Source organism: Rhizobium hidalgonense (assembly GCF_002914525.1).
GTDB classification, from domain to species: Bacteria; Pseudomonadota; Alphaproteobacteria; order Rhizobiales; family Rhizobiaceae; genus Rhizobium; species Rhizobium hidalgonense.
In genome coordinates this window covers 48,001-70,798 of sequence record NZ_LODW01000061.1, presented here as the reverse complement: position 1 = coordinate 70,798, position 22,798 = coordinate 48,001, and the positions used below count along the sequence as shown (strand labels likewise).

The window sequence follows — 22,798 nt, the reverse complement described above, 5'->3', positions numbered from 1 at the left end:
CGGCCGCAAAAGCAGACCGGTTTCAACCCGGTCTTTTTAGCCACTTGTTTAACGTGGCTGCAAGCCGACCGGCCAAATCACCACGGGATAATTCTGCAATACTGCTGTTAGCTGCTTGCGTCAATTCCCCGAGTTTGGTTTTGTCGGCGGCAAAATGATGGATGGGGCATGATGGCTCGTGAAACGGGAATTCTGGCGGACCGCGCGATCGCGGCGCTGTTTGAAACGGGGCGTCTGAACTCCGAGCGGGAGCTGGATCGCGACCAGATCCAGCCGGCAAGCCTCGATCTTCGCTTGGGCGCCAAGGCTTTTCGCGTGCGCGCCTCCTTCATGCCGGGCCCCTCGCATCTGGTTTCGGACAAGCTCGACCGGCTGAGCCTGCATGTGATCGACCTCACGGAAGGCGCGGTGCTCGAAACCGGCTGCGTCTATATCGTGCCGCTGATGGAGAGCCTGGCGCTGCCTTCCGACATGTCGGCCTCGGCCAATCCGAAGAGCTCGACCGGCCGGCTCGACATTTTCACCCGCGTCATCACCGATTACGCCCAGGAATTCGACAAGATTCCGGCAGGCTATTCCGGCCCGCTCTATCTCGAAATCAGCCCGCGCACCTTCCCGATCGTCGTGCGCCGCGGCTCGCGCCTGTCGCAGATCCGCTTCCGCACCGGCCATGCCCTGCTCAGTGAGCCGGAACTGCTGAAGCTGCATGAAAGCGAGACGCTGGTCGCCAGCAAGCTGCCGAACGTCTCCGGCGGCGGCATCGCGCTGTCGATCGATCTCGCTGGCGATGAGGACAGCCTGATCGGCTATCGCGGCAAACACCACACCGCCGTCGTCGATGTCGACAAAAAAGATCAGCACGATATCTTCGATTTCTGGGAGCCGCTCTATAGCCGCGGCCGCAACGAACTGATCCTCGATCCCGACGAGTTCTACATTCTCGTCTCGCGCGAAGCGGTGCACGTGCCGCCGGATTATGCCGCCGAAATGACCCCCTTCGATCCGCTGGTCGGCGAATTCCGCGTCCATTATGCCGGCTTCTTCGATCCGGGCTTCGGCCACGCGCCGGCCGGCGGCCGCGGCAGCCGCGCCGTGCTCGAAGTGCGCAGCCACGAAGTGCCCTTCATCCTCGAAGACGGCCAGATCGTCGGCCGTCTGGTCTACGAACACATGCAGGAAAAGCCCGCCAGCCTCTACGGCTCCGGCCTCGGCTCCAACTACCAGGCCCAGGGCCTCAAACTCTCGAAGCACTTCCGCATCTGAGGCGCAGCGCACGGGGCGACTTGACAGCGCCCCCTATCTGTTGGAAATCTCCGGGCATCGCGGGTGTAGCTCAATGGTAGAGCAGCAGCTTCCCAAGCTGAATACGAGGGTTCGATTCCCTTCACCCGCTCCACAGCCCAACACCCGTTTCGCAAATGTTCGTCCATAGACGTCCAATACTGCAATACAAATCAGTTACATAAGGATATGCTGCTGCCTCGCGCGCGCGTAACGAGGTGCACCGGGGTGCAGTGACATCCAGCAAAATTTTCGGTACAAACCACGGTACAAGCTGCTGGATCCAAGGCCGATACCGTAAATGGCGCTCACAGACGTTCAAATTCGAAATGCCAAAAAATCCGAAAAACCCTATAAGCTGCCAGATGGTAAGGGCCTTTATCTGTACATTTCCGCTGCCGGCGGCAAGTCCTGGCGGCTTGACTATGCGTATTTTGGGAAGAGAAAGACGCTGACGCTGGGCGCCTATCCTGCGATTGGGCTGGCCGAAGCCCGTAGCCGGCGAGATGAAGCAAAGAAAAAGCTCTCAGAAGGCATGGATCCCTCGCTGGCGAAGAAGCGCGAGCAATTGTCTGCCAAGGCGGCGGCCGGAAACACCTTCGGACTGATCGCTGATGAATTCATCGCGAAGCTACGGCGCGATAAGCGCGCGGAGCCGACCATCGATAAGAACACGTGGATGCTGAAGGTCCTCGCGAAGAAACTGTCGCCCTATCCGATAACTCAAATTTCGGCCAAAGACGTTTTGGACGTTCTCAATGCCATCGAGAAGAGTGGGCGAGTAGAGAGTGCCCTTGCCACTCGTTCTGCGATCGGACGCGTGTTCCGATTTGCGATCGCAACCGCAAGAGCAGAGAACGACCCTACGTCAGCATTGCGAGGCGCTCTTCAGCGGCATGTTCCTGTAAGCCACCCAGCCCTTACCGGCCGTAAGGAGCTTGGCGGCCTTATGAGAGCGATCTACGGCTATAAAGGCTGGCCGTCCCTTGTCGCAGCGTTGAAAATCCAAGCTCTCTGTTTTGCTCGGCCGGGGGAAACCCGTTCGATGGAATGGCCGGAACTCGACCTCGAAAACGCGGTATGGACAATACCCGCTGCTAAAACAAAGATGCGCCGCGAGCATCATGTTCCGCTCTCTCATCAAGCCATCGAGGTCATCAAACACATGAAGGACCTGTTCGGTGATAAGCCAAACGTCTTTCCGTCGATGATGTCCGGCAAGGCATTACTCTCGGAAAATTCTATGAACTCGGCTCTGCGCCGCATGGGAGTAGGGGAGGAGGAGCATACAGCGCACGGCTTTCGGTCGTCAGCAAGTAGTATCTTGAACGAATCTGGCGCATTCAGCGCGGACGCAATTGAGGCCCAGCTGGCGCATTTGGACACGAGGGAGGTGCGCCGAATCTATAACCGCGCGACCTACTGGGATGAGCGCGTGCGGATGATGCAGTGGTGGGCCGACATGCTCGACGACGAGCGAATTATCGGCAACAGAGATGACCGACCTGATCATGTATGATGAAGTCGGCATAGGAGTTATGACGAGGACCGATCTTGGACATTTTTACTCAGGAAAAGCGTTCGCAAATTATGTCGCGTGTTCGCTGTGGAAACACCAAGCCAGAGCTAAAGCTTCGCCAAGTTCTTCATGGCCTCAAATATCGCTACCGACTCCATAGCAAAGAGCTACCCGGAAAGCCCGATATTGTTTTTCCCAAATTCCGAAAGGTTATCTTTGTGAATGGATGCTTCTGGCATCAACATCCTGGGTGCAAAAAAGCCGCCCTCCCGCGGACCAATCACAGCTACTGGGAGGAAAAGTTGGCAAACAACGTCAAACGCGATGCCGCGACGATTGATAAGTTGGCGAAAATCGGATGGGCGACAATGGTTGTGTGGGAGTGTGAACTCAAGAATCTAGATGAAGTCACACACCGTGTAGAGAAATATCTGCGAGGATGCCAGCCAACATAAGCCCGCGTGCCACGTCATGCTCAAAGTGGCTAAAGCGAACACCGATCGAAAGCACGGCACAATTAGTTACTGAAGTTCCAAATGCCTTTGAGCGAAACTCTGCGTCAGATGGATAAAAGATGACGGCCAGCGGGGAATGATATCCCGCGGCGTGCGCCAACAGTTCATGGACGTCTGACGCAGCCGGCCACCCGTCAATGTCCTTGTATTTCGCGTCAGCAATCATGGCGCATGCGCCGAGCTCATTCTTAACCACTACGTCGGGATTTGCCCTATATCGCCCTAAATCCGGTTTAAATAGATCTGGGCGCTGTTTGGGAGCTGTGACACGAAAACTGCCATGAAGCTGACGTCTGATACAATTGCGAAGCGACGCTTCAAACAAATTCTCTAGATTAACAAACCAAGAGCTCCTTACTGTGACCCCACTGTTTTCGTTGATTTCATCTGGGGTCGCGTCCAGAATTGATGATGCCAAAGCAATTGGAACCGCGAGCTCAGGTCGCGAGCTTGCGTTGTCCTGTGACTGTTGCCTCGCAAGTTTTTTGATTTGGTCCGGCGTGTGGAGGGAAGTGGTCCTTTCGCAATCTGCTAGAGGGGCTCGGAGCGCCCTAGCCATTGCTACTTGAGAGGTAGGGATCTCGGCTTTAATGGCTAAACGCTCAACCTGCTTCAATGCAGCATAGATGCATAGATTATAGGGGAGATTCGACGTAATTCCGGACCGCCGAAACGCGAGCTTGTGGCCTTTTCCATTAATCCGGAGCTTGAGTGTGCCGCGAACATCCAAGCGACCGCCGGCGATGGTGCCAGTAAGGAACTCGTCAATGTAGCGGATCTTTCTAAGACCACTGAGATATGTTCTTACCGACGCTGTAAACCGTAAGACAAGTGCCCTCAGCGCGTCGTAGTCATGCTTTCCTGGGCCGGCGGCGTCCACGACTTTTCGTTTGCCGGGATGCAAAGCATCGAGCAACGCGTTGGTGGCACCCGGAAACTTCTCCGCTAAAATTAAACGAATGGGCCCCAACGTTGCCTCACCAGTATAGCAACTTCCGGATAACTTATGATGTCCTTGCTGAGTCACGTCGACAGCAATGACCTTGTTTCGACACAGGTCCCAAAATGCTGTCTCTTGGGAGAGAATCGCCCAATCGTTTTTGGCAAGAAGCGCGGCACCTCGCTCTGGAACGACTATCGAACGACTTAATTTATCCTGTTGGCGCACGATAGCTCTCGTCCCTCCAAGGGAAGGCTTGCTCTATAATTTCTGCAAACGGATGTGGATCGGCCAAAGGACGATAAAGCATTTTGCGTAGTCGCTGCCTCCAGAGGGGGTAGAGCTCATTTTCTGCGCGTACTTCGGCGAAAATACCGTGTCCAAAGGGCATTAGTGTTTCATAATCTTCGGGGAACGTAGATTTGCATTCGTCAAAAACGAGGGAAATTCGCCGTGACACAGACTCCGGCATCCCATTTTTTGACAACATTTCGATCAGCTGGTCCACATCGGGTGGCATGTCGATAATACGAAGACGCCGCAGAAGCGCGTCGTCAATGTCAATTGCCGACCGATCGATGGGATTGAAGGTTGCGACTATTGTTAACTTGCTTGAAATTCTAACAGGCCGCCGGCTGAACGACGTCAGAAATTGTCGGTTTCTATGCTCGATGTAGGTAAGAAGCTCCCCAAGGACGGAAGAAAGATTAGCCCTCGTCAGCTCCTCAATCAGCAACACATAGTTGAGCTTTCCATCATCAGTGGCTCTCTCATTCCATTCGAGAAACACGCCGTCGAGTGGTTCAACTGCCCCATTCTGACCGAGTCTAAGCCCCTCGACAAACTCTTCGTACGAGAACGAGGGATGAAATTGGATTTCTCTTACTCGGGTAGGCTCGCCGGCGAAACGTTGAGCGGCAATGGCAGCAATATAGGACTTACCAGTTGCGGGTACGCCGGATAGAGCAATGATTGAGGAACTGCCATATCGTTCGCAGGCGTCGATTACGAGCTTAATGTTCCTCTCAGTCGCGGGACCGTAATCTGTCATCTCAGATCCTCTGGAAGGCCCGCACATTCCGAAATAAACTGAACATAGTCCTGCTCAGTTCTAAAGTTTCGATGCTTGTGGCGTATCATTGCGGCGTCTGCAATCAAACGGCGCGCCTTTGGGGCGATTATATAGCTTTCGCTAGCTGTTTCTCTTTTGTCCATTATTAGTGTCCAGCCAAATGATGCCCAAGCCATCCATATTAGTATGCGGTCGTTCTTCTCAGAGCTGGTCTCCACCTCGTCCCCAAGGGCGTTCAGGTCGCCCGAAAAGCGGTACGCCCTTATCTTCTCCACAGCCAATAGAAGCTCATTTTCATTCCGGACCCGAAATACCGCTCTGTTCAATTCCGGCGACGAAATCGAGTCATCGAGGAGAAGCATTGCTCTCCATATAAATGCAAACGGGAATACCTCGACTTCCTCGTGGTATCGATGTCCTTCCCTCGTTGGGTTGCGTAACTGGCAAGCCGCCAAAGCTTGCGCGGCATGCCTACCGAGCACGGCCGCATTGCCAGTAGAAAGTACGGGACGCCAGCGTTCAACGGCTCTGCCAAGCGGTGTTACGCGGAGGAGCTTGCCCTCGTCTTCGTAGATGAGACCTATCGTCCGAAGCAGCTGCCTTCCGTCACGGTAACGTTTGGGATCAGCAGTCGCCCCCGGATTCTTTGAGCGGTTTCGATCGAAGGGTAAGCGCTTGAGAACTTGATCAGGCGTCATACCATCACTTGACAAGAAGACATCGACTAAATCTTCAACAGCTTCTGATCGCCGCAGAAGACGCAACGTTGACCGAAATGAAGTGCTCCAAACCAAGGCGATGCTCTCAGATGACTGATACTACCGCTATTGTCCCAGCAGTTAGTTAAGTTTCAGCTATGCGTTTAAGCAGTTGCGCTTTGCTCGCGAGTTTCCCTCCGTTCCCGCCGGTCAAGCTTCTCGATGAGATCCAGAAGCGATCGGCCGAATGCCTCCGCGACCCTAGGTGGAACTGAGTTTCCAATCTGAGCTGCTATTTCCTCCTGCGTTCCAAGAAATACGTGAGAATCTGGAAAGCTTTGTAGGCGAGCGCCTTCTCGGAGAGTTATATTGCGATTTTCAACTGGGTGGGCAAATTTTCCCCGAGTAAAACTATCAAACCTAGCTGTGATGGTGACGGCTGGCTTATCGGGATCAAGCCTCCCATAAACGTTACGGTGACCAATTTTGTCTGCGCCATCTTTGTGGCAATTCACCCTAAGCTCAACGGGGAGGTCTTCGAACCCTCCACCGGGCGGTATTAAAGTGAGTCTTTCCAGATTCTTGGAGGACATTTTTGTGCGGCGGTGCAGCGGGTCTCCTCGGGCAGGGAGAAAATCTGCAGGCGGTGACGTTAAATCAGCAATAGCATCTGCTACCGACAGAGGCTTGGCTGTCGTTTCCCGGGGGAACGAAAACAAGCCATTCTCTGGGGAAAGATAGCCAACAAAGAAAACGCGCCGTCGAACCTGCGGGACGCCGAGCGAAGCAGCATCAACAATTCGATGTGTTACCGAATAGCCGGCCGCTTTCATTTTTTCGATGAAGCCCTCCGCTATAGGGCGTCCTCGTTTTCCCAAAAGACCGGGGACATTTTCCATCAGAAACGTCTTTGGTCTCAGCTCACAAACCACTCTCGCGAACTCGTGGATCAGCTGATTGCGCTCATCAAAATCACTGCCAATTCGTTGCACGGAAAAGCCTTGGCACGGTGGGCCGCCGGCAACCAAATCCAGCTGCGCCGGTACTCGCATCTGGCGAAAATTGAATTTGTCCAGTTCGGCGACGTCTCGGCATAGATGAGAATGACTCGGGAAGTTTGCTCGATAGCTCTCCATAGCTCTCGGCCAGTTATCTACAGCGGCTCTCACATCAAAGCCGGCCGCGACCAAACCCCGAGATAGACCGCCGGCCCCACAAAATAGATCGACAGCAGTTTTTTTCATGCAACCAGCTTCTTAGCGCGAAGGCTTGTCTCAAGGTTACGGTGTCCAGCTTTTAGCGCCGGTATCAGGCGTGAGAACGTCGGCCCAACAGGTACATTGATCCCATCACTTGCGGCCGTGACCGAACTATCCCGATGAATCTCAATCAAAAGGTGGCTGGCGAGGTAGCTCGAGAAAGCTGGCGGGACAGCGTTACCAATTTGGCGAAATTTGGAGTCGAAGCTTCCCTCGAAATAGAAGTGCTGGGGGAAGCTTTGTAGCAAAGCGGCCTCCCTGACAGAAAGGCCTCGATGTTGTTCAGGATGCACATACCGTCCGCTCGCCGGATTTCGCGCGTATGCTGTGATCGTTATTGCTGGCTTATCCCACCACAGGCGTCCATAGACATCCTCGTATGCTGCTCGGCCACTTTTGTTAGCAGCGCGCCGTAGGCAGTCGGGGCCGGCATCAAACGGACGACTTCCACCGTTAAGTGGTACCCTTTTGATAGTGTCAATCGTGGTTTGTCTGTGACCCGCGGTAAAATGCATTGGGTCCGAAGTCGAAGGGTGTCCAGGAACAATCGAGGGCAGATTCCCGATAGCGTCTCGGACAGTTCGGGAATGTTCTCTGGAGACAAAACCCTGAGGCGCTTTGAATGGGCGCTTCATCGCGATCAACAGAGCACGATATCTGTGCTGAGGGACGCCGAATTCAGCCATGTCATGAACTGAGAGATGCGAGAAGTATCCGTTAGCCGCAAACATTTCTCGCGACGCTTCGACTAACGGCCAATATCGATCAGTCAAGATCTCAGGGACGTTCTCGATTATGATTGCGTCCGGTTGTGCAGCGCATGCGATCCGAGCAAATGACGTAAAGAGACTATTCCTTTTATCAACCTCTCCCGATGCATTTCGGTGAGACGAAAACCCTTGGCAGGGAGCGCACCCGATCATAACAAAAGGCGAGTTCTGCGATTGGCGAGCTTCATTGATGAGCTCCTTCGCAGCTGAGCAGTCCTCGGCCAGCTGGGCAATATCTATTTTATGGGGCTTGAGTCCAAGGTTAGTGCAATAGGTCGCGTTAGCATCGTCATCCAGATCGACGGCCATAGCCAACCGATAGGCGGGAAATGCGTGATTTACAGACGCGAACCCAGCGGACATCCCTCCGCATCCGGAAAAGAAATCGAATACATCAATTTTTCCGTCCGGTTTTAGAAGGTCTCCAGACCAAATTTCGCTCAGATTGAGCGATATCGACTCTGCCGTGTCCAACCAAGTTCGCTCGTTTTCGACGATGTCACTAATCACTTTCATATCAAAAGCCACATGTTTAAAGGTCGAGCCAATTAGTAGGCAACCGCTCTTGTAGATGATTCGGTCAATCGTTGTTCCGTAATTTTCGCCGCAATTTCGAAGAGCTGCCCCAGTGCACAACTTATCACGCGACGGAACAAAAGGCGAACAAAAAAACCGCATTGGAAGGAACAAAACAGTTCGGCATTTGGAATTCACGCGAGCTGCCGATCCCGCCGATAATGGCACGCCTCTATTCAAAACACATCCGCCGGATCAGCATGTTAGGGCTATGGGCCCTGCATTAATGACCGTTGTGGCTTTCGCAAAACCAGAAGCCCCAGTCCAGCTGTGGTCAATGGGTCCTTCTTCAGAAATCGGCGCTCGAATTTGTGCGACCACGCTGTCGCGACGATTGTAACGGTCCTCTCTCCATACGCTCTTGGTATCGAAACCGTTACCTCGAGTTTATCCTGGTCCCCCTTGCTTCCCGTGCCTTAAGAATACTTCGTATGGATTATATTTCTGCAAAGCGTCAGCCGAAAATACCAACTCGGTTGTAATTGTGTTTTGTGCGATCAGCACGTATAAGTTAGAAACAATGCTCTTTGATGTTGCACAATCTGAGGGGATACTTCATGCGCGGTTCATTTTTTATCACATTCGTTCTGACATTGACTGCTATGTCCGGCGGAAGCATTCAGGCAATGCCAGACTTTACTAAGGCTGTAGGTCTGCCGGAGCCAAAATCAATTACGCTGTACCAGGACAATACCGATCAAAATTTATATTGGGCTCCACCCACGCGTCTCGAATACGCCTTCCAGGACAAAGACAACAAAGTACCGGTGTTTTCCATAACTCATTTTGGAATCAAAAAGCCTAGTATAGCCGGAGGTTTAGGTGCCACACTGACAGTTTCAGTTAGAGCTATCATTGATCAAAATGAGCTTCCACAGGAGTGGAGCAAAATCAAGGAGCAGAACCCAAACGCTCGTGTGGCGGTAATCGCACCAGACAGCGCATATATGGACCTAATTCTCGGATCAGCTCTCTTTGACAAGCAAGCTTCAACACAGGTTAAGACCAAAATTATTCGCGAGGAAACCAAGGCTGCTCAAGAAGACCCGGCCGTTCCCAAGGATGCCGCGAAGGCCGTGGCGTCTGAGTCGGATACTGTGGTGATTGAGGATCTTGATGGTGTGGTCGTGCAAGACGGAAACACGATCACTGTAATTAACGATCCGTCGGTTGCGTCAACAGCGCTCGGGGCGCAGGTGGGCGCCTATCAGGCATTTGCAGTCTCCTTAACCCCCGACGCTGGCGCCGTATTCGCCACAAACGGCGGAGAGGATGCCTCCAACTTTGGAGTACGTTACCGCTATGTCGTGTCTGGGATTCGGACGCGTGTGAAGGCAGAAATAACAGTGAACTGGAAGAGGCTATACGAGCACATTCACGAAGAGGCAGGCGGCGGATGGTTTGCGTTCAAGGGTCGACACGCTGTTGACCTTCAAAAGCTCAAGGAATCGGGCGCTGTAAAGATGAATATCATCGAAGGAGGTTTTGAGAGTGATTCAGACCAATTCGAAACGATCTACAACACACTGGTGAAGGCCCAAATAAATGGAGAGGGTATATTTAAGCCCACCCTGACCGCGTCGCCGCCGCCGGGAGCTCCTAACCCAAGCGGGTCATTCTTCGGATGGTCATTCTCTGGGGCATGGTCGTATCAAAGGCTTGAGGAGCAAAAGGATTTCACTTTCACGATTGATAGGCAAGTAATCGGGAAAAAAAGTTTTGCAGTTGGAATGGCCTTCCAGGGAATGTGCGGAAAGTTCCCCAAACTATTCGTCGCTCAGGGCGTAGCTGGACCCGGTTGTATTGATGAGGCTGACCTCGCAGGAGCTGCGGCGAGGTACAAGGTTATCAAAGATCAGTGCGAGCAAAAGACGAGAGAGGAAAGAAATAGTCTCTATCAAGCAATCGGGCTTCTGCCCAATCTCGACCTCCAAAAGATTGCGCTTGGCAACGCCACGGAATCCGCTGCTAACTTCAAATATGAATGCATCCAGGGGAAGTAGAGAGGTAAAGAAAATGAGAAGTATGCCTGTTTCTCTTGCCCTTTTACTTGCAATATTAAGTTTCGGTTCTGTGCGAGCGGATGCTCCGCAGAAGCTCAACGATGACGTTGTCACTTTCAAGCAAAAGAATGGCGAGCTTCTGTTCTTTCCGCTGAACCCCACCATCGTGAAAAATGACAACAAAAACGATGTGATAAACGTATTTGTCAAAAGCGCATCATTTGGCCTTTACAATCTGACCATTGCTCCGACTGTGAAATGGGCGCTAACACCCGCTCAGGAAAGCACGGTTTCGAAATTGAAGTCGGAAGGAGTTAAAGCGTTTTCAACGTGGCCTGGAGTCAGCGCCTCGGGCTTTCCCTTCGAATTATCGCCGAGTGGGGAGATCTCCTATGGCGATAACATTGCCGCAACACCAATCACAGTTGGGGCTACCACGGTCGTCGAGATGTCGTTTGCGAACCTAGAGAAAGACGCCCTGCTGGATTTGTTATACGGCAAGCGCGACTGGGGGATACTGTTTAGCTATAAACTGCCCATTGCTGAAGGAATTCCGTCTTCCGTCGATCCAACATGGCTAAAGCGGCTTCCAGTCGATCTCCAAAGCTTTGGCCAGATTCCTGTTGACGGAGCCGTAGAAGTTATCTTCGGTTCGATAAATCAGCGCTACGCCGAAGAATATAGGGTCGATATGGCGGATCTACGGTCTGCAATCGAGCGCTATGTAAAGTCGGCGCCCACTTTTATCTATGCTGCTAAGGATGGAGTGAGACTAACTCACGACCTTTCGGGGAATATGCAGATTGATATGCCGCTAGAGCCGCCGCCGGCGAGACCACGAGAGGATTACTTTCAAGGCAGACTTTCCTTCGGAAACCTCTGCGAATCCTCATCCTCAACAGTGTTCGTCACTTTAGAAAATGGCTCTGCCGTCGGCTGTGAGGCGATTGGAAAATGATGATGAAAAACCTTGGTCTCTTTCCGTGCATATTCGCGACTATCCTAGCGGTTGCACTTGCTCAAAGCGCTGGATTTGCTCGGGCGCAGGATGCGGGGGCGGGTCCCCCGCCCATTCAAAGCATTAACTTCTTCGAGCCGGTTTCCTTCCCGGAAGTTCAGCAATTCGCAGTCTATAAAGACAGCTTCGGATTTCTTTATGTTGCTCCGACGGCGCTGCGAATTGATCAGGATAGCCTGAGTCTTGTTTATGACAGCAGGGTCCACGGCGCTCATTCAGCGACTTTAAGTCTAAAGGTCACCCCAGCGCTCTCTTCAACGCTAGCGGACAAAGAAGTAATCAGTGAAGTTCAGAAAAGTTATCCAGGCTCCAAAATACAGTATCTTGATCCAAGATTAGTTCGCGTTGATTCCACAATTATTGATCAGGATTATACGATAACCCCTTTCACGACTACTCTGCGACTGGGCCAGGAACTGTACGTCAATTTACCAGTCAAGGACGACGTCATATCATTTCTGTTAACAGGCCGAACGACCGACGTGGTCGTGGGTAGCGTCAGGCTTACATATACCGTGCGTGGAGCCGAAGTGGGGCTTGATGGGAGGCCCACGGTAGCTGATCGCAGGATTCTGATCTCGGGATATGTGAATGGCGGCTGTGCGAAGCACTCGCAGAGATATGTGGACGTTGCTACCGGTCGAACAGGTTGCAACATACCTATCAAATATGGGTTGGATGAGGTAGTTGCCGTCCAATCGGAGCTACATCGGATTGGCTATTACAAGGGACCGATTGATGGTATTGTCGGCCATCTTACTCGAGCCGCGGTCCGGCAGGCGCAGGTGGTACTGGGGCGACCAGCGAACGGATTGCTTGATTATTGGACTGTTAATGGGATTTTGCGGGGAGAGGTTGCGAGTAAGGCGGTCGAATCTAAAGGTCAGATTTAACAATCCACGTCAGGTGCATTTTTTTCGACGCTCGCCGTCAAAATGCGGTAAACCTGCATCCGAGAACAATTTGCTACTTTCGCGATTGCAGACGCCCCTAGTCCTTGGCCTTTAAGCCTCTGTACTAGCGCGTAATCGAGCCGTGCCTTGCCGCCCTTATAGCTGCCTGCGGCCTTAGCGCGCGCGATTCCTTCGCGCTGGCGTTCCTTTATGAAGCGACGTTCCATTTGAGCGACCATCCCAAGGACCGTGACTATGACATGCCCCAGTTCACCGCGCGTCGAAACGTGCGGATCAAGGATCGTGACGAAAGCGCCACGCTGCTCGCACTCATGCACGATGTTGAGGACGTCGCGCGTGTCTCGCCCGAGACGATCCAGCCGCGTGACGACCAACTCATCACCTTCGCGCAAAAACTCGATGATGGTCGCGAGTTCCGTTCGCCCCTCGCGGCTGGCGCCTGAAACCTTCTCCGCGCGTACAATCACGCACCCCTCAGACTGCAGACGTTGCCGCTGAATTTCAAAATCCTGTTCGATTGTGCTGACCCGGGCGTAGCCAATTTTTGTCATATGTCACCTCAAGCTTTAGGCCCGAGGCTACCCTGTCACAAATAGTCGACGTCAAGACTGATGTGGCGGGCAGTTGCGTCACATGCGAACTGTCGCAACCGGCTATACCCTAAAGTGCGAAACCTCGCCCGTGCCCTTAGGCAGTTGCGCACCGCAACTAACAGGATATCTTCACATGGTCATTTGCCCGCAAAGCGATTCGATTTCAGTTAGATAGGAAAGTCACAAATGAGGTGGCAGGAAGTTGAGGATCAAGTACGTCGGATCGCAGAGATGCACTGGAATGCCCCTTGTCGTGCCGAAGATATACACGGCGTACGTTGCGATGGGGTCATTCGCGTATCTACCGACGAAATGGTCGTTATAGAAATTACAAAAGAGCAAAACCTAACCAAGCTGCGGACGGACGTCTCAAAATTGAGTTCGATCCGCCTCGCGAACTTCGCTAATCAAATTTTCACTAAATGCTACTTCATCACCGAACACGAAACTACTTCTCTGAAGGCAACGGGCGCGGCGCAACACGTTGTCGTGATGAGCATCGACGAATTTTCAGAGCACTTTATTGGTACGCGTCAATACGCGTTTATCCGAAGTTCGCGAGAATTTGGCAGTGCAGTCGATCCTGAAACGGGTTCGCCTGACCCCTCCGGCTATACCGCAATCAATTATATAGCGCCCTCCAATTCCGCAACATACGATGTTGAGGGCGTCGCACAGCTTGTTTCAAGCGGTCGGAAGGTTGTTCTCCTCGGTGAATTTGGCAGCGGGAAGTCAAGATGCATCAAAGAAGTCTTCGCGCATCTTGTAACCGCCAGTCCATTTACGCCTACTTTAGCTATCAATCTCCGAGAAAACTGGGGTCTCCAAACCTTTGACCTCATCATTAGAAACCATTTGAGAAGCCTTGGCCTTAGCCAATATGCAGACAATTTGGTCAAGCTGGCTGGGGCGGGGCGTGTGCGTCTGCTATTGGATGGTTTTGATGAAATCGGATCGCAATCTTGGACCGGCGAAGCAGCTCGCCTCCGAGAAATCAGAAAGAAGAGCCTGGTTGGAGTGCGAGATCTAATACAGCGATGCACCAAAGCCGGCGTTCTAATTACCGGAAGAGAGCACTATTTTTCGTCTGAAGACGAAATGTTCGATTGCCTAAATCTGAGAGACGCGACGATACTTGAATGTCCAGAAGAATTCTCGGAAGAAGAGTTGAGAGAGTATGTTGCTTCGAACACGAAGCTGGGATCAGTGCCCGACTGGATGCCCCGCAAGCCCCTCATCTGCCAGCTTTTCACGCGATTAGAGGATAAGGCGTTGGAGGAGGTCATCGAAGGGGCAAATGGAGAGGTCAGCTTCTTCGAACATTTTTTGGACGCGGTTTGTGCCAGAGAGAAGCGGATCCATACTTCTATAGATAAACAAATTTTGAAGGACGTGCTCCTCAACTTAGCGGAGCGTACGCGGGAAAAAGCCGGCGACGAAGAACTCAGTCCTCACGAGATCAATGAGGCTTTCTTCGAGGTATCCGGTCATACGCCACTCGACGAATCTGCAATCATTCTGCAGAGGTTGCCATACCTAGGGCGAGTGGGCTCTGGCAATCCGAACAGGGTGTTTATTGATGACTATGCGAAAAGCGGCCTAAAGGGTATTTCATTGCTTCAGGCAATTTTTTCAGGCGATAAATCGCTTCAAAAAAAACGCTGGGAGAAATCTGTCGGAGCATTTGGCGCTAAGATCGTCGGAACTAAAATCTCTAACTGGAGTGATGCTCGTAAATTTGCACGCCAGTGCGAAATTCACGGGAACTCGCAAGTGTCGGCGGATTTGGTTTGTTCTGAACTTTCTCGAGACGAAGAGCGCCACGATTTTTCAGGTGTCACCATTTCAAATGCATTTCTCGATACGCTCGATCTCGCTGGGAAGACCGTCGATGGTCTGATCTTAGTCGACAGTTTTATACGCGCTCTAGACTTGGAAGATTCAAATCTGCGAAACTGTAAATTCGCCGAGTGCGATTTCGATCAGGTTTCCGGTGTGGCGTCCAAAGAAGCTATGCCACCGAGTTTCGAAAAGACTTGCGTCTTCGGCCGATTTCTCGATTTAGAAAATTCCGCAAGGATAAGTAAATTACCGCTGTCCGATCAGCATAAAACGCTGCTAGTGATAATACAGAAGCTTTTTTTTCAGCGAGGAAGAGGTCGAAAGGAAGACGCGCTTCTGCGCGGCTCTTCAGGTTTTTGGGATAAAGCTGCTGCTGATAAAATATTACAATACATGAAAAAGTACGGCATCGTTATCGAGGCTCCCGGACGTAACGGCATTCTGTATATCCCTCAACTCTCGCATCGTGGCAGGATGAAGCGCATCAAGGAAGGCATGAGCACAAGCCATGACGATTTGTGGGACTTAGTTTCGTAAGGCGAAAGTTCTGAATTTTGCCGCCGCCTCAGTTGTCCAGTTCGGGCTCCTTTGGCGACAGATTTAGCGGCGAATGCCTTGGCAATCGGACTGGAGAGGCTCGCGCGCCGAAATCCTCCGACATACTCTTCAATTTTCAGTTTACGGCGTAACCGCATGCCAACCTTTAAGAATGATTAAACGGGGCAGCCCGCTGCCCCTTTGATCGCGTTTCTAGAGAGTAGGATGGAACTTTGTGTTCGAAACATTAGTGTGGCTGACAATCAAGCGTTATGCGGGTGCCTTTGGCTGCTGCTACACCTTTATCCTGGAGAGGCACTCCACACGAAAATATAACCTCGAGGTTGCGTGCAGATCCGGCGTCGGAACCAAGTGAGCAAAGGCTATCCTCAACGAGAAAACTGCACTTCGCCAAGCCATTGCAGATTGAGATATCGGGGGTACACGTGTGCCCCTGACCGTCACCATATGCCGTCGTGAGTACCTCGATTAAATACGGTTCGCATCGGGCCGGCATTACTCCGCCAACCAATACGACCCAAAGCAAAAGAAGCCTGCTCCACATCTGAACCTCCTCGACCCTGTCGCCGGAGCAAAGCCCTCAAACATTTGGTGGCAACGGAATTAGGAATTCAGCTCTCCCAAGAGCATCCATTTAAACCCCCTGCCAGAAGGAACTGCGGTGAGCTCCGAGGTTGCCTTCATCTCCACGGAAGTCACAGATCCTTCAAACGAAGGACAGGAAGTCGAGACAACCGAGATCGTGTCGCCAACCTTAACTTTCGCAGCATCTTGATTGTCTTCTTTGAAAGCAACTGTGAAATTGTTTTCACCTCGCTTTACTATACAATCGGCCGAGAGTTTATACGATACTTGAGTGGCCGGAGGATTCGGCTTGTAGGTGGGTACGGGAACTTCTTCCTTCTGATCCCCGGAGATGATCGAAATCACTAATCCCCCAGTTACCGGATCGGACGTGGCAACAGCAATGACCGCCCCTACCTTAGCGGCAGTGCGGATATTTTGCTTATCAGCCTCAGAAAGAAGCTGATACCCCGGCACACGCCCCAAGTTGTCGTCAAGCACTTCATCTACGCTCTTCGTGCGCGTTTCGCCCTTTGAATTGATACACTGGTTAACCGCGCACACCTCTCCGTTGTCGAGGTCTACTGCACCGCCTGTTGCTCCCTTGACAATATCGCCAATGAAGCCACCGGCGTGAACAGGGGAGGAAATGGCCAGTATTCCGGCCAAAGCAATCATAAAGTGTGGCTTTCTCATGGCTCACCTCCTTGCCGGTCGAGCAATTGGCAATGGCACTGTCAAATCGTCAGTCATGCAATACCCCTCGGAGTTCACGCATTCGTCGGCCCTCGCGCTGACCAGCTTTCTGAAATCATTTAGTGCCGCCAGTTCGGCGTTCAGTTCGAACAAGTCGGATGGTTGACCAAAAAATTGGTTTGGATGATCAAGGATGTATCGTGCGTCCGCGGATTGATCCCGAGCTTTTGCCGAGAGGGAGCCGAGCAGATTGATTTTCGCGGCGCGCTCGGTGAATGTCGCCATCGGAAGCATCGGGTCGTCGACAACTCCGATGTAATTGATAACGGCGATCTGAACTGGGGCAGGCGCGTCTTTGACAGACACCGGCAAATTGGCAGCGTTGCTGGCGATATCATCGGCTGTGATAGGAACGGGGCCCTCGCCCCCTCGGCGAAAACTCCAAATCCGCACCTCGTTCGTTTCAGATACCTTTTTCACTGCACTGGAAAAAGACGCCGCGCCAGAGAAAATAGAATAGGAGCCGCCCATTGATGCCGCAACTTGCTCTGACTCTTTTTGGGAGGAGGTCGTGATCTGGATCACAGCCTTGAAATCGCCCCCGACCGGCATCTCCGAAATGTATCCGTCGCCACAAATAGCCCGAAAGCGGCGATACGCATTGGGATTGCCCGAAAAGAGGAGTTTCTTGTAGCGTTCCTGGAGATCCTGAACCTGAACACTCTTTCCTTTACGCCTAACGGAAGCTTCGACCACGTAATTTAGGGTGTAGCTGCTCAACGATACTGAGGAGGAATAAGATGCTGACGCATTAGCGCTTCCGACCCCAAATTTGATCGACGCGGACGCCGAGATTCCGAGGACTTTATCCAGCTGTTGGGAGTTTTCGATTCTGTAGGATCGAAAATTCACACCGACTGGGCCAAACTCGACATGGTCCTCGATAGCGCCAACTACTACACATTGCCCTCTCGGTGAGGCAGTTAGAACATCAAATCCCCTACCGAGGTCGTATCCCGTGGTATCTTGCAAGTCATAGATTTGAAAGATGTCGTCTTGCCCGGAGGCTTCTGCGCCCCAAAATATGCCTATGGATAAACATAACACTGCAGCGGATTTTTGGATCATCTTCCCCACTCCTCAATTGGAATCGAACTAATGCCACAGCAACTTTTAGGGGTGCTATATTGCTTAAAACTGTCACTCAGCCCATTCTAGGTAGTGCAATCATGCAGCGCGCTGGAACGGGTAGAGCAACAAGCGTATATGAGCCGCCCGAGCCGCGGTCGTGAGCGGAGGCTGCGACGGCGGGTGGAATGGGACCGAGACAAGACAGCCGCTTCTTTGAACGGCATTAGGGGTTTGGAATATCGCGACGATTGCCATCGCACGGCTTGACCGGTGAGGTCCGGGTTGTGCACCACAACGTTGGGGAGGTTCAGGTATTCCTGGACGCGTTGGCGTATGATCTTGAGCACTCGTGTCATGTGCGATCAAGCTCCACATTAGGTATCTGTCAGGCGGTGTTCTGGTAGTCTTGATAGCGCGCGGAAGGAACTGGCTCCAACTAAGCGCTCGAACTCCTCTCGTACTCAATCGCTGAGCGAGGATTCAACTGCACATCCTTGGTTAAACGCTGCGCATGCGGCCACCTCGATGGCGATCGGCGCGCTACCAAGTATCTTCAGGCGAGATACGCGTTTCATTAAATATTCCCCTCGGAAGATAATTATAAACTGTGAAGATCGATAGCATATATACAATTAAAATACCCGCAAGAGTAGAAGCGGCAATTTCAGTACTCAATTGGTATTAATGCTTGGACTTTTGTATGCGGGTCGGAAGTAATAAATAGCTGCATTAGCAGTGAATGAGGCCGATTCATGATGGGGCGAATGCCGTCCTCAGTCGACAAAGGCCGAAGGATTAGGGCTGATTGAAGCATGCTTTGAATCTGGATATCGGGCCGGCGGCGCCTGCGAGGCTGACGGCCACGCGTTCACCCTTTGCGCCGGTGATGGCTAGCTCCTTGCCTTGCACTGTTTGCTCCAGCAATTCCATCGTTAGCTGACCGAACTAATGCCAGCTGAAATAATCGCTTTGGCTTCCATCGGGTGTGGAACTCCCGATCGGAAGCAGGTTGAAGCTAGTCAGCGCCTGATGACTGACCGGAAGAGTTGGCAGTCGAGGAAGCTCCTCCGAACGGCGAGGTGGTTGGCCTAGGTCTCCCGAGTTGTCGATGTTCGATCCCATCAGGGCCGCCGATCAAACCAGAATAATGTATTCTACCAGAGATTTCGACCGTGCGGACGTTATGTAAAGTACGAGATTGACGGCGGCGGCGACACGATGGACTGACAGGTAGTATTAGGACGTGCAGAGTGGGGATGACTTTGAGAAATTTCTTATCGTTATGCGCGGGCGTCGGGTTTCTCGCATCAGGAGCGGTTGCACAGGATGCGACGCCGGGGTCGTTCGAGGAGTTCATGAATGACGTTGCAAGCACCAACCCTTACGCCCACGCGATTTTCACAGATCACATAGATGAAGCGAAGGAAATTAACGCGAAGCTTCAGGCAGGAGACGAGGAGGCCGCTCTGAAAGCCGCGTACGACATGATACAAAAATACGGCCACGCCGCATTCTCGGGTGCGAGCGACGCTTTTGCAATTGAGGTTTTCAAGAAGGCAGGCGATGTCATTGATGCTCTGGGCGATCACTATCCGCGTGGTTGCATGGAGTTTGTTCGAAATGACATTTCTTCCGAAGCGCTGTCTATTGCCAGCGTGAATGAGGCCTATCGGAGGTATCAGGAGGCTCAGCGTCTCGCATATGAGGATGGAAAGCTCCACAAGCCAATTCCGAGGATGGAGATCGAAGATATGTATCAGATCGTTACCGAGGATCTGGGAGAAAGCAGCGCCGAGCGGCGTATGTTACTGAATCCCGGGAACACTCCCGCCATCGCACTATGCGCAATCATCAGAAAGAACTTCAACATATCAGCAGTGCGGGAGCCATTGCGTGGGTCATATGCGAGGGCCAACTTAACCTCCAAAAAGAAATAGGCGCCGTTATCGAAGCTACGGGTTATGTCGATGGTTTTCAGTTAGGCTGGGCTGGCGATGACGCCGCGGGAGAGTCTGCCTTTGGTTTGTCGAGACAGGCCTTGAAATTGGACACCGCTCTAATAGCCCCTGCGAGACCGACAACGACGCGCTCGCCTGTCATCCCCGTGATAGCCAGTTCGTTGCCATCGGAAATTTGCTCCAGCAAGTCCACCGGCAACTGGTCGAACTCGTGCCAGCCGAAATAGTCACTCTGACCTCCGTCGGACACATACGCTGGCTTGTCATCTACATGCCACGTCGCTCTGGTTTCGCCCTGAAAGACACCTTCGACATACCCAACGATATGTTCACCGGGAGAGGCCATGAAGCCAACTTTGATATTGCCGTTCTCGGTCTCGACGAAGCACGTCGCTCCCCAGTCTTCGTCCTGGGCAGCAAAACGCCATGTGCCGGACGGAGCGGCCGGTTCTGCTTGATCGGCCGGCAGGCTGTTGACGATCGGTGGGCGTGAGGAAGCGTTGGTGTCAAGCGGCGCTTGGGGCTTTAATGGCGATGTGCTGCTCATTGGCGCGCTGCCACCTTGCGCCGGCTCCGCTGCCATCTGGCTCAGATCGGAAAGGCACTGCTGGTACGCGTTGAAGGATATATTTTGCTCGAACCTTTCGAATGAGGCCGGATTCCATGCCGGTTCGTTGCCGTCAACAAACGCAAACGATAAGGCTGAACTGTACTTCGTTCGAACGAACACGCCGTTGATCAAGGCGTTACCCATTTCTGTCAACCAGTTGGGATCATAATCGGCGACAAGCGTAGCCATCGTGTCAACGCTTTCAACCGTGAACGTCATGGGCGGGCCTTCGATGATCTGGCCGGCACTGGTGAATTTGAAGAGGGTTCCCACCTTAACCTTGGCTGTGGCGCCGACCGGCAGCTGCCATCCCAGCTTACGAAGCTTGATTATCGTTCGATAAGTGCCCGCTTCTTTTGCCGGGGAAAACTGAATCGCGACGGATCGCGGTTCAAATGATGTAGTCTTCACTTCGCAGTAGGTATGACCACCGGACGTGCTGTCCGCGGCCCCTTGCACCATCTGAATCGTCCACGAGGCGCCTTGATAATAGGTTCTCTCTTCGCAGAAGGCCGGCCCGCTGATGAAGCACGCGCCCATCGTGAGCCAGGTCGTCAATCGGTTTCCTTTGTGCATGATCATGCAGCCTGCCCTTTCCTGCCAGACCGCCACGTGAAAAATGACATCACTGCCAGCACCAAGGCGATAAAGCCCCAGATAGAAATGTCGCTGAAGCTGCCGGATGTCGAGGCGATGAACGCGAAGGCGGCGGCCAGCGCGAACATGATTGCGCCAACCAGCGGCAGGGCAAACGAGAACGCCCCTGCGATGAAGAACAGCAAGCCTACTAACATCCCGATTGCCCCGGCTCCTCCGGTCGCCTTGTCCTGAAGTAAGCCGCTGCCGGCCGTGACCGCGCATGACTGCATCAGCACAAGCAGGCCCAAGAAGATTCCAATAATTCCGACTGCTATTTTCATTCTGTGTCCCCAGCGGCGCAAACCTCGCGCCGAAATTGAAATATGTTGGATATATCCGATGGATTACGAGCCTTCAAGGTGGTCGCCATGCGGCCATGGATACTCGCGATCGCCTTGCATGGAATCTTCGGAAAGTGCGTGCCGATAAGAAGGTGACGCAGGAGAACCTTGCCGTAGATGCTGGTGTCGATCGCACGACCATCAGCGGCATCGAGCGCGGCGATTTCAACGCGTCGATCGATCTCCTTGACCGGATAGCGGCTGCACTTGCGGTCGATATCGCTGAGCTTTTCGTGATGCCGGCCGCAGGTGAAGCGCCGCCGAGTTCGTTGCCCGCTGGACGCAAGCCGGGGCGGTGATGCCGGGTTTGAGTTGATCTCAAGCATCAGTATTCGTCCGCACGCATGATCGTCAGCACGCGGCGGGTGACGTGCGGATTCGCCGGGTCGGGTGATCCCATGTCATAGACTTGGTCGAAGTAGTCGATCTTCCAGAAGTAACTGACGCCATCCAGCTCGATGGCGCCGAAATCGTGCTCGTTGTGGGGATCGTTGCCTGCATCAAATGCGGTGAAGCCCACGACAGCCCGCAGCAGGGCCAAGCGCTGATCGTGAGGCAGAGCGCAAACGGCCGGGGTGATGAAAGCCCTGCCGACCGTCGGATTGCGCCTGACGGTGTCATTGAGGGCGCGGATGGTGGCCGTCCTTTCGACGGCCGCCTGTTGATCAGGAGATGAAGTCACAGCGAGGCTCCGCATCGGCCGACCTCACAGTTTCATCGACGGATGCAGCAGGGCCACGTCTTCAAGCCGGCGGTTGAACGGCGGCAGGTCGAGGTAGTGCCGCCACTGCAGCCGCAGAACATTGTCCGGTTTCAGTTCGACGACGGTCGCTTCAAACCAGCCTTCGAGCGGATCCTCGGTCGCGAGCACCAAGCTGCCGACGACGATCTTGCCCCAATCATCCGGTACATTGCTCGGTGCCGCGGAATGTCCCTGTTGCGAAACATCAGCAGGGGCAGCTCGCACTTCTTCCGCCTTGGCTCGATCGGCCTCGGGCAGGTGAGCGGCAATTTGCTTATAGAGGTCCTGCTTCACAAAGGGCACGAAGGCCTTCCCGCTGTCGAACAGCTTTCCCTTTGGCAGTTTCGGTAACAGCGAGCGCACCGCGTCGTTATCAGCAGGAAGAGCAAGCATGCCCATCAGGCTTGCTGCACGGGATGCGGGTTGGGCATCGGTCGCCGGGAAGAATGAGGCGTGGGCTTTGCCGTTGTCGTCACGGCCAAGAATGATGATTGGGTGTGGCAGGCTGATGCCGTTGGCGGCTGTGGCAGTGGCGGTCATTTGTATCTCCGAAATGAAG

21 protein-coding genes, 1 tRNA gene and 1 riboswitch are annotated in these 22,798 nt (G+C 53.1%); of the genes, 10 read left to right on the top strand and 12 right to left on the bottom strand.

Annotated features, from left to right (window positions below):
* Positions 1-15 precede the first annotated feature (15 nt).
* A riboswitch (SAM riboswitch) is annotated at positions 16-94 on the bottom strand.
* A 74-nt stretch (positions 95-168) separates the two neighbouring features.
* The 4 genes from ATY29_RS20050 to ATY29_RS20035 all read left to right on the top strand — a co-directional run bounded on the left by ATY29_RS20050 (position 169) and on the right by ATY29_RS20035 (position 3,255).
* Positions 169-1,263: a 2'-deoxycytidine 5'-triphosphate deaminase gene (locus ATY29_RS20050; protein ID WP_165779444.1), complete on the top strand. Its 1,095-nt coding sequence runs from the start codon at positions 169-171 to the stop codon at positions 1,261-1,263.
* A 59-nt stretch (positions 1,264-1,322) separates the two neighbouring features.
* Positions 1,323-1,396: transfer RNA gene (locus ATY29_RS20045), tRNA-Gly, on the top strand.
* Positions 1,397-1,582: 186 nt separating this feature from the next.
* On the top strand, positions 1,583-2,800 hold the full coding sequence (locus ATY29_RS20040) for a tyrosine-type recombinase/integrase (RefSeq protein WP_097537126.1): 1,218 nt from the start codon (positions 1,583-1,585) through the stop codon (positions 2,798-2,800).
* A 35-nt stretch (positions 2,801-2,835) separates the two neighbouring features.
* Positions 2,836-3,255 (top strand): very short patch repair endonuclease, encoded by a 420-nt coding sequence (locus tag ATY29_RS20035; protein WP_280176735.1) that lies wholly within the window; start codon positions 2,836-2,838, stop codon positions 3,253-3,255.
* Here ATY29_RS20035 and ATY29_RS20030 read toward each other — a convergent pair.
* From ATY29_RS20030 to ATY29_RS20010, 5 genes are all read right to left on the bottom strand, one after another.
* Positions 3,209-4,483, bottom strand: coding sequence for a 5-methylcytosine restriction system specificity protein McrC (locus ATY29_RS20030; protein ID WP_165779443.1), 1,275 nt, complete (start codon positions 4,481-4,483; stop codon positions 3,209-3,211). The two genes, ATY29_RS20035 and ATY29_RS20030, sit on opposite strands and share 47 nt — an antisense overlap.
* Positions 4,467-5,306 carry an AAA family ATPase gene (locus ATY29_RS20025; RefSeq protein ID WP_165779442.1) on the bottom strand — a complete coding sequence of 280 codons (840 nt, stop codon included), beginning with the start codon at positions 5,304-5,306 and terminating at the stop codon, positions 4,467-4,469. The genes ATY29_RS20030 and ATY29_RS20025 overlap by 17 nt, the downstream gene beginning before the upstream one ends.
* A complete protein-coding gene (locus tag ATY29_RS20020; RefSeq protein ID WP_097537122.1) occupies positions 5,303-6,025 on the bottom strand; it encodes a hypothetical protein in 723 nt (240 codons plus the stop codon). The genes ATY29_RS20025 and ATY29_RS20020 overlap by 4 nt, the downstream gene beginning before the upstream one ends.
* Positions 6,026-6,189: 164 nt before the next feature.
* On the bottom strand, positions 6,190-7,269 hold the full coding sequence (locus ATY29_RS20015; protein ID WP_097537121.1) for a DNA cytosine methyltransferase: 1,080 nt from the start codon (positions 7,267-7,269) through the stop codon (positions 6,190-6,192).
* A complete protein-coding gene (locus tag ATY29_RS20010; protein WP_165779441.1) occupies positions 7,266-8,570 on the bottom strand; it encodes a DNA cytosine methyltransferase in 1,305 nt (434 codons plus the stop codon). The genes ATY29_RS20015 and ATY29_RS20010 overlap by 4 nt, the downstream gene beginning before the upstream one ends.
* Positions 8,571-9,187: 617 nt before the next feature.
* On the opposite strand from ATY29_RS20010, the gene ATY29_RS20005 reads away from it, so the two are divergent.
* The 3 genes from ATY29_RS20005 to ATY29_RS19995 are packed head-to-tail and all read left to right on the top strand — an operon-like array spanning position 9,188 to position 12,544.
* On the top strand, positions 9,188-10,633 hold the full coding sequence (locus tag ATY29_RS20005) for a hypothetical protein (RefSeq protein WP_133118202.1): 1,446 nt from the start codon (positions 9,188-9,190) through the stop codon (positions 10,631-10,633).
* Between the two features lie 22 nt (positions 10,634-10,655).
* Positions 10,656-11,591: a hypothetical protein gene (locus ATY29_RS20000; protein ID WP_097537118.1), complete on the top strand. Its 936-nt coding sequence runs from the start codon at positions 10,656-10,658 to the stop codon at positions 11,589-11,591.
* A complete protein-coding gene (locus tag ATY29_RS19995; protein WP_097537117.1) occupies positions 11,588-12,544 on the top strand; it encodes a peptidoglycan-binding domain-containing protein in 957 nt (318 codons plus the stop codon). Before ATY29_RS20000 ends, ATY29_RS19995 begins: the two co-directional genes overlap by 4 nt.
* Here ATY29_RS19995 and ATY29_RS19990 read toward each other — a convergent pair.
* The gene (locus tag ATY29_RS19990; RefSeq protein WP_097537116.1) at positions 12,541-13,116 is read right to left on the bottom strand and encodes a recombinase family protein; all 576 of its coding nucleotides are present in this window, start codon (positions 13,114-13,116) and stop codon (positions 12,541-12,543) included. The two genes, ATY29_RS19995 and ATY29_RS19990, sit on opposite strands and share 4 nt — an antisense overlap.
* A gap of 228 nt (positions 13,117-13,344) precedes the next feature.
* Between ATY29_RS19990 and ATY29_RS19985 the strand changes: the two genes are divergently transcribed.
* Positions 13,345-15,537, top strand: coding sequence for an NACHT domain-containing protein (locus ATY29_RS19985; protein WP_097537115.1), 2,193 nt, complete (start codon positions 13,345-13,347; stop codon positions 15,535-15,537).
* Between the two features lie 624 nt (positions 15,538-16,161).
* Here the strand turns inward: ATY29_RS19985 and ATY29_RS19980 are convergent.
* Positions 16,162-16,818: a hypothetical protein gene (locus tag ATY29_RS19980; protein ID WP_097537114.1), complete on the bottom strand. Its 657-nt coding sequence runs from the start codon at positions 16,816-16,818 to the stop codon at positions 16,162-16,164.
* A 3-nt stretch (positions 16,819-16,821) separates the two neighbouring features.
* On the bottom strand, positions 16,822-17,946 hold the full coding sequence (locus ATY29_RS19975) for a hypothetical protein (RefSeq protein ID WP_097537113.1): 1,125 nt from the start codon (positions 17,944-17,946) through the stop codon (positions 16,822-16,824).
* 1,259 nt (positions 17,947-19,205) lie between these two features.
* Here ATY29_RS19975 and ATY29_RS19970 point away from each other — a divergent pair.
* Positions 19,206-19,886, top strand: coding sequence for a hypothetical protein (locus ATY29_RS19970; protein WP_097537112.1), 681 nt, complete (start codon positions 19,206-19,208; stop codon positions 19,884-19,886).
* Positions 19,887-19,923: 37 nt separating this feature from the next.
* Here the strand turns inward: ATY29_RS19970 and ATY29_RS19965 are convergent, their stop codons facing one another.
* Both ATY29_RS19965 and ATY29_RS19960 read right to left on the bottom strand, forming a co-directional pair.
* Positions 19,924-21,099, bottom strand: a complete 1,176-nt coding sequence (locus ATY29_RS19965; protein WP_097537111.1) for a hypothetical protein — start codon at positions 21,097-21,099, stop codon at positions 19,924-19,926.
* Complete coding sequence (locus ATY29_RS19960) at positions 21,096-21,437, bottom strand: hypothetical protein (protein WP_097537110.1); 342 nt, start codon at positions 21,435-21,437, stop codon at positions 21,096-21,098. The genes ATY29_RS19965 and ATY29_RS19960 overlap by 4 nt, the downstream gene beginning before the upstream one ends.
* 95 nt (positions 21,438-21,532) lie before the next feature.
* Between ATY29_RS19960 and relB the strand changes: the two genes are divergently transcribed.
* Positions 21,533-21,796: a type II toxin-antitoxin system RelB family anti-toxin gene (relB, locus tag ATY29_RS19955; RefSeq protein WP_097537109.1), complete on the top strand. Its 264-nt coding sequence runs from the start codon at positions 21,533-21,535 to the stop codon at positions 21,794-21,796.
* Between the two features lie 26 nt (positions 21,797-21,822).
* Here relB and ATY29_RS19950 read toward each other — a convergent pair whose 3' ends face one another.
* Positions 21,823-22,194, bottom strand: a complete 372-nt coding sequence (locus tag ATY29_RS19950; protein WP_097537108.1) for a DUF3768 domain-containing protein — start codon at positions 22,192-22,194, stop codon at positions 21,823-21,825.
* 9 nt (positions 22,195-22,203) lie between these two features.
* The gene (locus tag ATY29_RS19945; protein WP_097537107.1) at positions 22,204-22,779 is read right to left on the bottom strand and encodes a hypothetical protein; all 576 of its coding nucleotides are present in this window, start codon (positions 22,777-22,779) and stop codon (positions 22,204-22,206) included.
* Between the last annotated feature and the right edge of the window lie 19 nt (positions 22,780-22,798).

Bases quoted from the DNA above. Each gene is read 5' to 3' on its own strand.
- ATY29_RS20040 (WP_097537126.1), top strand. From the start codon at position 1,583: ATGGCGCTCACAGACGTTCAAATTCGAAATGCCAAAAAATCCGAAAAA.
- ATY29_RS20020 (WP_097537122.1), bottom strand. From the start codon at position 6,025: ATGACGCCTGATCAAGTTCTCAAGCGCTTACCCTTCGATCGAAACCGC.
- ATY29_RS19975 (WP_097537113.1), bottom strand. From the start codon at position 17,946: ATGATCCAAAAATCCGCTGCAGTGTTATGTTTATCCATAGGCATATTT.
- ATY29_RS20015 (WP_097537121.1), bottom strand. From the start codon at position 7,269: ATGAAAAAAACTGCTGTCGATCTATTTTGTGGGGCCGGCGGTCTATCT.
- ATY29_RS19945 (WP_097537107.1), bottom strand. From the start codon at position 22,779: ATGACCGCCACTGCCACAGCCGCCAACGGCATCAGCCTGCCACACCCA.
- ATY29_RS20010 (WP_165779441.1), bottom strand. From the start codon at position 8,570: ATGAAAGTGATTAGTGACATCGTCGAAAACGAGCGAACTTGGTTGGAC.
- ATY29_RS19985 (WP_097537115.1), top strand. From the start codon at position 13,345: ATGAGGTGGCAGGAAGTTGAGGATCAAGTACGTCGGATCGCAGAGATG.
- ATY29_RS19965 (WP_097537111.1), bottom strand. From the start codon at position 21,099: ATGATCATGCACAAAGGAAACCGATTGACGACCTGGCTCACGATGGGC.
- ATY29_RS19960 (WP_097537110.1), bottom strand. From the start codon at position 21,437: ATGAAAATAGCAGTCGGAATTATTGGAATCTTCTTGGGCCTGCTTGTG.
- relB (WP_097537109.1), top strand. From the start codon at position 21,533: ATGGATACTCGCGATCGCCTTGCATGGAATCTTCGGAAAGTGCGTGCC.
- ATY29_RS19990 (WP_097537116.1), bottom strand. From the start codon at position 13,116: ATGACAAAAATTGGCTACGCCCGGGTCAGCACAATCGAACAGGATTTT.
- ATY29_RS19980 (WP_097537114.1), bottom strand. From the start codon at position 16,818: ATGAGAAAGCCACACTTTATGATTGCTTTGGCCGGAATACTGGCCATT.
- ATY29_RS19970 (WP_097537112.1), top strand. From the start codon at position 19,206: ATGACTTTGAGAAATTTCTTATCGTTATGCGCGGGCGTCGGGTTTCTC.
- ATY29_RS20050 (WP_165779444.1), top strand. From the start codon at position 169: ATGATGGCTCGTGAAACGGGAATTCTGGCGGACCGCGCGATCGCGGCG.
- ATY29_RS20005 (WP_133118202.1), top strand. From the start codon at position 9,188: ATGCGCGGTTCATTTTTTATCACATTCGTTCTGACATTGACTGCTATG.
- ATY29_RS19950 (WP_097537108.1), bottom strand. From the start codon at position 22,194: ATGCGGAGCCTCGCTGTGACTTCATCTCCTGATCAACAGGCGGCCGTC.
- ATY29_RS19995 (WP_097537117.1), top strand. From the start codon at position 11,588: ATGATGATGAAAAACCTTGGTCTCTTTCCGTGCATATTCGCGACTATC.
- ATY29_RS20025 (WP_165779442.1), bottom strand. From the start codon at position 5,306: ATGACAGATTACGGTCCCGCGACTGAGAGGAACATTAAGCTCGTAATC.
- ATY29_RS20000 (WP_097537118.1), top strand. From the start codon at position 10,656: ATGCCTGTTTCTCTTGCCCTTTTACTTGCAATATTAAGTTTCGGTTCT.